Source organism: Martelella sp. UBA3392, from assembly GCF_002358775.1.
GTDB classification, from domain to species: Bacteria; Pseudomonadota; Alphaproteobacteria; order Rhizobiales; family Rhizobiaceae; genus Martelella; species Martelella mediterranea.
The window spans coordinates 1-11,212 of record NZ_DEPM01000244.1 but is presented as its reverse complement, the minus strand read 5'-3'; the positions used below and the strand labels follow the sequence as shown (position 1 = coordinate 11,212).

12 protein-coding genes are annotated in these 11,212 nt (G+C 63.3%); 3 read left to right on the top strand and 9 right to left on the bottom strand.

Annotated elements, in window-relative coordinates; genetic code table 11:
- Positions 1–872, bottom strand: an 872-nt coding sequence (locus B4E36_RS19430) for a DMT family transporter (protein ID WP_345900715.1), incomplete at its 3' end; no start/stop codon positions are given.
- 131 nt (positions 873–1,003) lie between these two features.
- Here B4E36_RS19430 and B4E36_RS19425 point away from each other — a divergent pair.
- On the top strand, positions 1,004–1,147 hold the full coding sequence (locus B4E36_RS19425) for a hypothetical protein (protein ID WP_292059477.1): 144 nt from the start codon (positions 1,004–1,006) through the stop codon (positions 1,145–1,147).
- 42 nt (positions 1,148–1,189) lie between these two features.
- On the opposite strand, the gene B4E36_RS19420 is transcribed toward B4E36_RS19425, so the two are convergent.
- The 6 genes from B4E36_RS19420 to B4E36_RS19395 all read right to left on the bottom strand — a co-directional run bounded on the left by B4E36_RS19420 (position 1,190) and on the right by B4E36_RS19395 (position 7,352).
- Positions 1,190–2,272 (bottom strand): ABC transporter ATP-binding protein, encoded by a 1,083-nt coding sequence (locus B4E36_RS19420; protein WP_292059479.1) that lies wholly within the window; start codon positions 2,270–2,272, stop codon positions 1,190–1,192.
- Positions 2,269–3,096, bottom strand: a complete 828-nt coding sequence (locus B4E36_RS19415) for a carbohydrate ABC transporter permease (RefSeq protein WP_292059481.1) — start codon at positions 3,094–3,096, stop codon at positions 2,269–2,271. The genes B4E36_RS19420 and B4E36_RS19415 overlap by 4 nt, the downstream gene beginning before the upstream one ends.
- A complete protein-coding gene (locus B4E36_RS19410; RefSeq protein WP_292059483.1) occupies positions 3,093–3,995 on the bottom strand; it encodes a carbohydrate ABC transporter permease in 903 nt (300 codons plus the stop codon). The genes B4E36_RS19415 and B4E36_RS19410 overlap by 4 nt, the downstream gene beginning before the upstream one ends.
- 118 nt (positions 3,996–4,113) lie before the next feature.
- Positions 4,114–5,349: a sugar ABC transporter substrate-binding protein gene (locus B4E36_RS19405; RefSeq protein WP_345900714.1), complete on the bottom strand. Its 1,236-nt coding sequence runs from the start codon at positions 5,347–5,349 to the stop codon at positions 4,114–4,116.
- Positions 5,350–5,404: 55 nt separating this feature from the next.
- Positions 5,405–6,307, bottom strand: a complete 903-nt coding sequence (locus tag B4E36_RS19400; RefSeq protein WP_018062877.1) for a sugar phosphate isomerase/epimerase family protein — start codon at positions 6,305–6,307, stop codon at positions 5,405–5,407.
- Positions 6,308–6,311: 4 nt separating this feature from the next.
- A complete protein-coding gene (locus tag B4E36_RS19395) occupies positions 6,312–7,352 on the bottom strand; it encodes a Gfo/Idh/MocA family protein (protein WP_292059488.1) in 1,041 nt (346 codons plus the stop codon).
- A 133-nt stretch (positions 7,353–7,485) separates the two neighbouring features.
- On the opposite strand from B4E36_RS19395, the gene B4E36_RS19390 reads away from it, so the two are divergent.
- Positions 7,486–8,502 (top strand): LacI family DNA-binding transcriptional regulator, encoded by a 1,017-nt coding sequence (locus tag B4E36_RS19390; RefSeq protein ID WP_292059489.1) that lies wholly within the window; start codon positions 7,486–7,488, stop codon positions 8,500–8,502.
- Between the two features lie 10 nt (positions 8,503–8,512).
- Here B4E36_RS19390 and B4E36_RS19385 read toward each other — a convergent pair whose 3' ends face one another.
- Positions 8,513–9,298, bottom strand: a complete 786-nt coding sequence (locus B4E36_RS19385) for an SDR family oxidoreductase (protein WP_292059491.1) — start codon at positions 9,296–9,298, stop codon at positions 8,513–8,515.
- Between the two features lie 39 nt (positions 9,299–9,337).
- On the opposite strand from B4E36_RS19385, the gene B4E36_RS19380 reads away from it, so the two are divergent.
- Entirely contained in the window at positions 9,338–10,213 is an 876-nt protein-coding gene (locus B4E36_RS19380) for an alpha/beta hydrolase family protein (protein WP_345900713.1), read from the top strand.
- 75 nt (positions 10,214–10,288) lie between these two features.
- Here the strand turns inward: B4E36_RS19380 and B4E36_RS19375 are convergent.
- On the bottom strand, positions 10,289–11,212 hold a 924-nt coding region (locus B4E36_RS19375), incomplete at its 5' end, for an ABC transporter ATP-binding protein (protein WP_345900712.1).

The following is an 11,212-nucleotide window of genomic DNA, read 5'->3' as shown; positions in this document are numbered from 1 at the left end:
GCCAGGATCAGCGCCATTCCGGCCATTTCGACCGGCGACGGAATTTGCCCGAAGAACGCGACGCCCCAGAGGGCGGCGAAAACCAGATAGGCATTGTCGAACAGGCCGATCACCGGCGCGGGCGCCATGCGATAGGCCCCGGCCACCGAAACCGTGATGATCATCAAAAATGCCGCCAGCAGGCCGAGGATCGCCCAGTCGACAACGCCGAGCGCGGGCCAGACGCCGAAAATGAAACTGCCCTCGACGCCCGCCCCCGTCATTGAAAGCGCGGCAACAAGCCCGCCGCCGGCGACGACCAGGGCGACGTTGAGGTTGAACGCCATCGCCACCGGCTGCTCCGAACGGCAACGGCTCCAGGTAATGATTCCGCTCAACGCATAGCAGAACGCCGCAAGCAACGGCAGAACGACATAGGGCGATGGCATGGCGGCCGCCGGATTGACCGCCAGAAACACGCCTAGCGCGCCAACAACCACCGCCACCGACCTGCGCAATCCGAGCGGCTCGCCAAGCACGACGCGCGAGAGCAGCGCCATCCAGAGGGGAGCGGTGTAGAAGCAGGCGGCGGCCAGCGCCAGCGGTATTTCCGGCAGCGCCGCATAGTAAAAGAACCACATCGCCACAAGGCACAGGCTTCTGAGCGTTACCCAGAGCGGACGGGCCGCACCAAGCCGCCTGCCCCGCGCCCATGCCCACAGGCACAGCAGAAGACCGGCCCCCAGCGAGCGCATGAGGATCAGCTGTCCAAGGCTGTAATGCGCCCCGGTCAGCTTCACCAGAGCGTCCGACAGCGACAGCAGCAGCACCGCAAAGGTGATCAGGGTAATACCGGTGAGCTGGCAGGTTGCATTCGTTTGTTCGGAAGACATGCCGGCACCAAAGCAGTTTTCACTTGTGGGCGGAAGTGAATTCCGGTGATGTATGCTTCAATGCGCCTGATGGAACCGCAGATGCCGCCGAACCGGCACAAGCGGAATGTCAATTGGAGAGGGGAAACGCCATGATCAGGTTCTGCCTCGCGGCCTTGCTGGTGCTTTCAACCACGACCGCCGCCTTTGCCCATGGCGGCGGCTGCCGCAAGAGCTCGCCGCCCGGCCAGTGCTGCCACATGGAGAAAAAGGTCGGCAAGGTTCACTGCCACTGAGGCGGAACCTGCGGCTCTCCAACCAAAACCTTCGCCGGCGGCCTACCGGCTTTCGAAGGGCAACCTTTCGCCGGTTTGCGCGTCGAAGAGGTGAAGCTGGGCGAGATCAAAGCCAACGCCGACGACATCCCCGGGCCTGACCTCGGTACGACCATTCACAACCAGATTGAAATCCTCGGCCCCCTCGGCCGCGAGATAAGTGCTGGAGCCGGTGCTTTCGACGGTCTCGACAGAGAACTTCAGCAGCGCCTCGTCATCGGCAACGAGACGCAGATGCTCCGGCCGCAGGCCAACGGTGACCGCGCGCCCTTCCGGCAAGCCCGTTTCGACGGCAATGCTCTGCGGCCCGCCAAGCTCGAGCACGAGCGATCCGCCACCCTCTCCAATGCGCGCCGACACGAAATTCATTGCCGGCGAGCCGATGAAGCCGGCGACGAATCTGTTGACGGGGCGGTCGTAGAGTTCAAGCGGTGGGCCCTGCTGCTCGATGATGCCGGCGCGCATGACCACGACATGATCGGCCATGGTCATCGCCTCGATCTGGTCGTGCGTCACATAGACCGATGTTGCGCCCAGCCGGTCGTGCAGCGCACGGATTTCCTTGCGCATCTGGACCCTCAACGCGGCATCGAGATTGGAGAGCGGCTCATCGAACAGGAAGGCCTTGGGATGGCGGATGATCGCCCGGCTCATCGCCACGCGCTGGCGCTGCCCGCCCGACAATTCGCGCGGATAGCGGCCGAGAAGCTCCGAAAGCCCGGTCGTCGCCGCAACCTCTTCAGCGGCCTTCTTCGCCTCGGCCTTTGCGACGCCGCGAATGCGGAGGCTGTAGGTCAGGTTCTCCTCGACCGTCATATGCGGATAAAGCGCATAGGACTGGAACACCATGGCGAGATCGCGCTTGCGCGGGGGCACGTTGTTCATCGTTTCACCGGCAATCGTCAGCGTGCCGCTGGAGATCTTCTCAAGGCCGGCGAGCGAGCGAAGCAAGGTCGACTTGCCGCATCCCGAGGGGCCGACCAGGGCGACGAAGGTACCCTTCGGAATGCCGAGCTCGATGTCTTTCAGGGCGTGGTAGGCGCCATAATGCTTATTCACGCCTTCGAACTGGATGTGATACGTCATTTGAGGGCTCCAGAGGTGAGGCCGGACACAATACGGCGTTGCAGAAGAACGAAAATGGCGAGGATCGGCGTTACATAGATCGTCGCATAGGCCATGATCTTGTTCCACTCGGTGGTATTCGGGCCCATGAAGCTGTTGAGGCCGACGCTGGCCGGCTGCAGCTCGGCGGCCTGGATCATCGACTTGGAATAGACGAACTCCCCGAAGGCCTGCATGAAGATCAGGATGGCGCTGACGAGGATGCCGTTGCGCGCCAGCGGCAGCACGATCCTGAAGAACGCGCCGATCCGGGAATTCCCGTCGACCATCGCCGCCTCCTCAAGCTCGATCGGCACGCTCATGAAGGTCGCGCGGACCAGCACGACGAAGAACGGCATGCTCTTGGCCGCGATCGCCAGGATCACCGCGAAGCGCGGGAAATCGAGCAGCCCGACCTGCGAGAAGCCGACGAAGATCGGCGTGATCATCAGCGAGGCCGGCAGGACTTGCAACAGCAGGATCAGGAACAGGCCGACATCGACCCAGCCGCTGCGATAGCGGGCAAGCACATAGGCGCAGCCCACGCCGAGCGCCGCAATCAGCGCGACGGAGCCGGTGGCAATTACGAGCGAGTTCCAGAGATAGCGCGCCATGTTGCGGCTCGCCCAGACATCGCCATAGGTCGCCCACTGCGGATCGGAGGGCAGCAGACGCGGCGGCGTGGCGAACATCGCCGAGCCGGTCTTCAGGCTGGTGACATACATCCAGTAGAGCGGAAACAGGTAGACGATCGCCAGCAGGATGGCGATGACGAGCATCAGGCGGTTGCGGGACGTATCGCTCATCCTCTCACCTCATGGCGCGTGGAACGGACATAGACCAGCGAGGCGAACATCACGAACACGATCATGATGACCGAAACCGTCGCGCCCTTGGCGAAATCATACTGGCGGAACGACAGATCCCAGGCCCAGTACTGGGCGACATTCGACGAATTGTTGGGCCCGCCGTCGGTGATGGCGGCAAACAGGTCGAACTGCTGCAGGGTGAAGATCAGACCGAGCGCGACAACCGCGCCGATCGTCGAGCGCATCATTGGGAGCGTGATGGTCCAGAACCGCTGGAACACGTTGGCGCCGTCAAGCTCGGACGCCTCGTAGAGATCGCGCGGGATCGAGGACAGGCCGACCGAAAGCAGGATCATGTTGAACGAGGTTCCAAGCCAGATATTGGCGAGAATGACCGCCCAGAGGGAATAGGACGGGTCCGACCGCCAGTAGATATTGCCGTCGGTTATGCCGGACGCCGTCAGAAGGAAATTGAGAACGCCGTAATCGCCCGACAGGATCCAGTTCCAGATCGCGCCGACGACGAGGCCGGGCATCACCCAGGACACCAGAAACAGCCCGCGCAACCACGAGGCGCCGGGAAACTGGGTGCCGAAGAACAGGGCAAGGCCGAAACCGAGGACGAACTGACCAGCGATGGAGGCAAGAACGAAGATCGCCGTGTTGAGGAGAATGCCGAAGGTTTCCGGCTGGCGGAAGAGATCGACATAGTTCCTAAAGCCCACAAACGGCCGCGCGAGCTGCCCCATGCTGAACATATCGACTTCCTGAAAACTCATCAGCACATTGTAGAGCAGCGGCAGGCCGGACAGCAGGAACAGGAAGGCGAGCGGCACGGCCACCAGCGTGATATCGAAGCCGCGACCATCGGTCAGGCTGGAAAGGATGCGTTTCATATCTCCTCCGGCGTTGCCCGTAAAACCATCCGCCCCGCCGAAGCGGCGCGGATGGTCTCTCCGGGAGGAAAGGGTCCGGCGGCTGGTACCAAGGACCAGGCCGCCGGTCAGGCTGAGATTACCGGTCCGGGACGGCGGAAATCTTCTGGGCGGCCTGGTCCAGGGCGGCCTGCGGGTCCATCTGGCCCGTCAGCGTGGCCTGGATGGCATCCTGGATCGCCTTGGAGATCTTCGGCCATTGCGGATGCGGACCGCGCGGCTTGGCGTATTTCAGCTGCTCAACGAAGGTCGCCAGCGCCGCATCCTTCAAGGCGTTGCCCGTCGGCGGGATCGCGATGTCGGAACGGGCCGGAATCTGGCCGTAGTTCTCGAACATCGTGTCATCCTGCGAGACGAAATATTCCAGCACCTCGAAGGCTTCCTCCGGATGCTTCGTGCTGGAGAAGATCGCCCAGTTGTAGTCGCCCATGGCCGACGACCGCTCGGCGCCCTCTTCCGGAACGGGCAGCAGCGCCACGCCCCAGTCGAAATCGGCGTCCGCAAGCATGCGGTCGATTTCCCACGGGCCGGAAATGGCCATCGCGGCATTGCCGGCATTGAAGGTCGCCGTCGCGTTCCACTGGCTGTTGGTCAGGGTATCGGGAGAAGCGAGCTTCTCGTCCATGATCTCCTTCCACGTCGCCAGCGCCTCGACCGCGCCTTCGGTGTTGATGTTGTCATAGGTCGCACCGCCCATCTGCGCCCATGGCAGGAACTGGAAGGTGCCCTCCTCGTTGGCCTTGGCCGAGAACGCGAGGCCATAGACGTTGTTTTCCGGATCGGTCAGCGTGCGGGCCGTCTCGACAAGCTCGTCCCAGGTCTCCGGCGGCTGGTCGGGATCGAGACCGTGCGCGCGGAACATGTCCTTGTTGTAGTAGAGCGCGATCGTGTTGGTGGCCTTCGGCACGGCGTAGTATTTGCCGTCCCAGGTCGCCGATGCCAGCGGGCCGGGGAAGTAGTTCTCGGCATTGATGACATCCGAGTTTTCGATCATGTCGGTGAGATCGAGAAATGCGTCGCGCGAGGCGAACATCGCCGTGTTCGGATTGTCGATCGCGATGATGTCCGGCGCGTTGCCGGTGGCATAGGCGCGCATGGCCTCGCTGACGACGTCATCGAACTGGATCTCGCGATAGTCGACATGGATGCCGTTATTAAGAGCGTTGAACTCCTTCACCAGATTGGGCGCGGGCTGGATATCCTTGTCCAGCGACCAGACAGTGATCGTCGTATCCTCGGCATGGGCGGCAACGGCGAAGGCCGATACGCCGGCAAGCGCGACGGCGCCTGCCATAAGGGTCTTGCGAATTGTCATTTTCTCCTCCTTTTGATTGTGCGCGTCATCCCGGCTCCCACAGCCGGGAAGGCGGCTATTGCGGATCGACGACGAATTCGCCGCCCCGGCAATTCTTGAGGTGGTTCAGCGCGTGAACCTGCCCCGTCATTTCCAACTCATCGCGATAGACCGGGTCGTGCCAGCCCTCGATGTCGATCGAGCCGGACCAGCCGGCGAGCCTCAGCTCCGAGATCACATCGGTCCAGTTGGTATCGCCGAAGCCCGGCGAGCGCATGAGCACGAAGGGATGCTTGCCGAAAACGCCATGCTCGCGGATCACCTCCCAGCGAATGGTGGCGTCCTTGCCATGCACGTGAAAGAATTTGTGCGCCCATTTGCGGATCTGCGGCAGCGGATCGATGAGGTAGACCATCTGGTGGCAGGGCTCCCATTCGAGCCCGATATTGTCGTCCGGCGTCTCGTTGAACATCAGCTCCCAGGCGTCGGGATTATGGGCGATGTTCCAGTCGCCGGTCTGCCAGTTGCCGTCCATGGCGCAGTTCTCGAAGGCGATCTTCACACCCTTGTCGGCCGCGCGCTTGGCAAGCTCGCTCCAGATCTCGCGATAGCGCGGCAGGCTGTCCGTCAGCGGCTTGTTGCGGATGCGGCCGGTAAAGCCGGCAACGCAGGTCGCGCCGAAATGGTGGGCGTTGTCGATGCAATCCTTCCAGCCCTGCAGCGTCTCGCGATCGATATCGGTGGTCTCGAGCGGATTGCCGAACATGCCGAGCGTCGAGATCGTGATGTCGCGGTCGCCGATGGCCTCGCGGCAGCTTTTGCCGAGTTCGGCGAGGTCCTGGCCGCGGGTGGACTGCCAGAAGAAGGGCTCGAAGCTTTCGAAACCCATGTCGGCAATCTTGGCGATGCGTTCGGCCGCGCCGCCTTCCGTTGCCTTAATCATGGTGCCGATGCGGATCGCTTTTGCGGGATTGGTCACGAATTCATTCCTTTATTTGCAAATCGACGGGAAGGCCGGTGCGCGCGCTTTCGATCGCACCCATGACCATTGCGAGGCTCTTGATGTTGTCATCGCTTGAGGTTTCCGGGCGGGTCCCGTTCAGCACCGCCCGGACAAAATCGATCATCACGCTTGCGTGGCCGTGAATCTCTCTCTCATCGGGAACCGGCGGCATGTCGAGCGTCGTGAACCCGTGCAGAAGGCCCGGCTCCTGACCGGCAATCGTGACTTCGAAATCGCTATCGCCATCCCAGGTAATCATCCCGCGCGAACCGACTAGCCGCCAGCGCCCTTCCCAGCTCGTCGGGCGGCCTTCCGCGCACCATGAGCCGCGATAGGTCAGAACCGCATCGCCGGAGAGACGGTAGATGGCGTTCGCCGCCGCGCCATGGGCATACCAGGAGCCGGCCGGATTGGTCTCGACGCAATAGACCGAAAGAGGCGTCGCGCCGGACACGAACCGCGCCGCATCCAGCGTGTGTACGGCCATGTCGAGCAGCAGAACATTGTCCATAGCCTCCCGGAAACCGCCGAAATGAGGCCCGAGAAAGAAGTCGCAGTGAACGCCGGTGAGATCGCCGATCAGGCCATCCGCAACCGCGCGGCGCAAGCGGCGGATGCCCGGTATAAAGCGCCGGTTCTGGACGATGGCGTGAACTTTCCCGGTTTCCGCCGCAAGCTGCACCAGATCGCGCGCTTCTTCCAGCGAGGCCGCAAGCGGCTTCTCGCTCAGCACATGGCAGCCATGGCTGAGGCCGGTCGCGGCAACCGAATGGCGCGCGGCGGGAACAACCACGTCGAACAGGAGGTCGGCATCGCAACGCTGCAACGTATCAGGCAAATCCGTACCGATGAGGATGTCGCCGAGATCGAACTCGGCGGCCAGCGCTTCGGCGGTGGCACAGTCCAGATCGACGAGACCGACCAGGTCGATCGCGTTACGAAGCTCTTCATTTGCCTGCAGCGCGCGAAGCCAGCCCTTGGCCATAGCTCCGCATCCGCACAGGACGGCTTTCATTTTCACGTATTTCCTCCCTTCGGGCGGCAAATTCCTTCTCCAAGCCACCCGTAAACGTTTACGGAACTATGAACGGCTTCGTGAATATGTCAATAGATTTTCCGTAATCGTTTACGAAAAGAATCGTGGAGAAAAGCCGATGGCCGGCATTCGCCAGCTCGCCGATCATCTCAATATTTCAATCGGCACGGTGTCGCGCGCCCTGAACGGCAAGCCCGACGTCAATCCGGACACCCGTCGCCGCGTCCTCGAAGCGGCCGAAAAGCTGGGCTATGTCGCCAATCAGGCGGGACGCGCCTTGCGTCAGGGCAAGACCGGCATTGTCGGCTTCATGATGGAAACCGATACCGAATCCACCCGCTACGGCGATCTGTTCTTCACCAGCGTGTTCGATGGCGTGCAAAGCGTGTTGTCGCGTCACCAGCTCGATCTCGTGACCCTGCTTTGCTCCTCCAGCGAGGAACCGGACGCCTATCTCGACCGTATCGTCGCGCGCGGCTTCGCCGACGCCATCATCCTGTCCGGCACGCGGCGGCACGATCCGCGCTTCGAGCTTCTGGCGCGGCGCAAGATACCCTTCATCCCGCTCGGCCGCAGCCTGACAGACGTCGGCCAGCCCTGGATCGACCTCGATTTCGAAGGCATGGCCGAAACGGCGGTCAACCGCCTCGTCGCAAGCGGGCATCGCCGCATCGGCATCATCTGGCCGCATGGCGATTACAACCTCGCCTATATCTTCATCGACCGGATCCGCGAGACGCTGGCTAGTCACAGCCTCTCTCTGCCCGACGCCTATATTTTCAAGGGGCCGCCCAATGAAGACGGCGGCTACCGGATCGCCAGGGACATCAAGGCATGCGCGGAACCGCCGACGGCGATCGTGCTCGTCAACGAGGCAACCGTCATGGGGCTTTATCGGGGGCTGTCGGAAGTCGGCCTGACGCCTGGCAAGGATCTCGCCATCATCGGCCGGCACAGCCCTCAGGCGAAGTTTCTGTCGCCAAGCCTCACCTCATTCGACCTGTCGCTGCGCGATCTTGGCATCGCCCTTGCGGAAACGCTGCTCGGCTCGATGCCCGCCTATCGCGAGTTCTACCCCGACATCGTCAGCCGCCGGATCTGGCCGATGACGCTGGTGGAAGGCGAAAGCGGCTGACGGCGCGGGCTCAGCGCGCCAGCCAGCCGCCATCGACCGCAAGAATGTGGCCGTTGACATAGGCAGCGGCGGGGGAGGCGAGGAACAGCGCCGCGCCGGCGATATCCTCCGGCTTTCCCCAGCGCCCGGCGGGAATGCGCTCGAGGATTTGGCGCGAACGGTCCTGATCCTCGCGCAACGCCTTGGTGTTGGCCGTGGCGATATAGCCCGGCGCGATCGCGTTGACCGTGACCCCGTGGGGCGCGAGTTCGTTGGCGAGCGCCTTGGTCAGGCCGGCGACGCCGTGCTTCGAAGCCGTGTAGCCCGGCACGCGGATGCCGCCCTGAAACGACAGCAGCGAGGCGGTCATGATGATCCGTCCCGATCCGGCCGCCTGCATCCGCCTTGCGGCAGCCTGGGAGAGAAACCAGACCGCATCGAGATTGGCCGAAAGCACGGCCCGCCAGTCGCTTTCGGGATGCTCGACTGCATCGCCGCGCCGGATCGTGCCGGCATTGTTGACCAGGATCGAGATATCGCCGCCGAGGCCATCCGAAGCGGCCGCGAGCAGCTTTTCCGCGCCGGCGGCATCGATCGCGCCGAGATCGGCCGGCACCTTGGCAAAGGCGCGGCCGGTCTCGCCCACAAGCCGGGCGGTTTCATCGCCCGGGTTCGAATGCACGGTGATCGCCACATCCGCACCGGCTTCGGCCAACGCCACGGCGATCGCCTGGCCGATTCCGCTCGCCCCGCCGGTGACCAGCGCGCGCTGGCCTTCAAGACTGAACTGGTGTTTAAAATAGGCTTCGATGCTCATGGTCGGCTCTCCGGGTGATTGATGACATTACGACAGGATTTGCGTGAAAAGTTCGAGATCGGCGCGCATCCGCTGACGCTCAGCGAATGCATCGGCATCCAGCATGAGGGATTGGTGCTGGAACGGCTGACCTTCGCCACCAGGGACGGCGAGAGCGTGCGCGGTTTTCTTCTGCGCCCGCCCGGCGAGACGCCGGTTCCCGCCATTCTCTACATCCACGCCCATGGCAATGCCTATGATATCGGCGCGGACGAACTTCTCTCCGGGCGCAAGGCGCTGCTGTCGCCGCTCGGGCCTGAATTCACGCGCCGGGGCTATGCGGTGCTGATGGTCGAACTGCCGGCCTTTGGCGCCCGCTCGCAGCCGGGCGAAAGCGCCCGCGCCAAGGCGGCGCTGTGGCACGGCAAAAGCCTTGCCGGCCAGATGCTCGGCGAGCAGGCCGCCGCCTTCGACTGGTTGGCATCCCGCCCCGATATCATCGCCGACCGGATCGCCGTTTTCGGCATCTCCATGGGCGCGACGTTTAGCTACTGGCTGGCAGCCGCCGAGCCGCGCATCGCCGGCAGCGCGCATCTGTGCGCCTATGCCGATTACGCTGGCCTGATCGCCGCCGGCAATATCGATCTCCACGGCATCTATCTCACCGTACCGGGTCTTCTCCCTCTTGCCGGCAATGGCGAGATCGCCGGACTGATCGCGCCCCGACCGCAACTCATCGGCATCGGCGATCTCGATCCGCTGACGCCGCTGGCAGCCTTCGAGACGGCCATCGCGCAGACGCGCGGCGCGTATGAAGAGGCGGGGGCCACTGACCGGCTTGTTCTCGTGCGCGAGCCAGAGGCCGGCCATGTGGAAACGCCGGCCATGCGCGCGGCGGTGTTTGCCTTTTTCGACCGTCATATCGGCCTCGCCTGACTGCGAAATGCTCTATCTGTTTGTTTTTGCGCGCGTCCGGATGGAAAACCGGTATCCACTTTTCCTGGAATTGCTCTAGTTCACCCGCTGCTCATCGCTGTTGAACAAATGTACCCGTTCGGGGTCGAAGCGCAGCAAAACATGCGTCGCATCGGGATCGACCGCGCCGCCGCCGAAAACGGCGACCAGCTTCTGCCCGCCATCCGTGTTTGCGTGAACGACCGTTTCCGGGCCGAGCGCCTCGATCAACGTGACCTCCGCCTCGATCGCGTCTTCTCCGCCCTCGGAAAAATCATGCGGGCGGATGCCGAGCGTCGCTGCATCGCCGGGCGCAAGCCCGCTATCCTTGCAGGCAATCCGCGCCTCCAGCCCGCCGGGGCCTTGGACGTTGACCGCGTCACCATCGACCGACGTGACGGTGACCGGCACGAGGTTCATGCGCGGCGCGCCGATGAAGCCGGCCACGAACAGGTTCGCCGGCCGGTGGAACAGGTCCAGCGGCTTGCCGATCTGCTCGATCCTGCCGGCACGCATCACGACGATCCGGTCGGCAAGCGTCATCGCCTCGACCTGATCGTGGGTGACGTAGACCATGGTGGTCGTCAGCCGCTCGTGCAGGCCCGAAAGCTCGGCGCGCATGGTGATGCGCAATTCGGCATCGAGATTGGAGAGCGGTTCGTCCAGCAGGAAGGCCGTCGGATTGCGCACCACCGCCCGGCCGATCGCCACGCGCTGTTTCTGCCCGCCCGATAGCTGGCCCGGACGGCGGTCCAGATAGGGCCCGATTTCCAGCATGCGCGCGGCCTCCTGGATGCGGCTCTCGATTTCCGGCTTCGGCATATGGATGTTTTCCAGCCCGAAGGCGAGGTTCTGGCGCACCGTCATATGCGGATAAAGCGCATAGGACTGGAACACCATGGCAAGCCCGCGATCGGCGGCCGATGCCTTTGTAACGTCCTTCCCGTCGATGATGATCTCGCCGGAGGTGGGCTTGTCGAG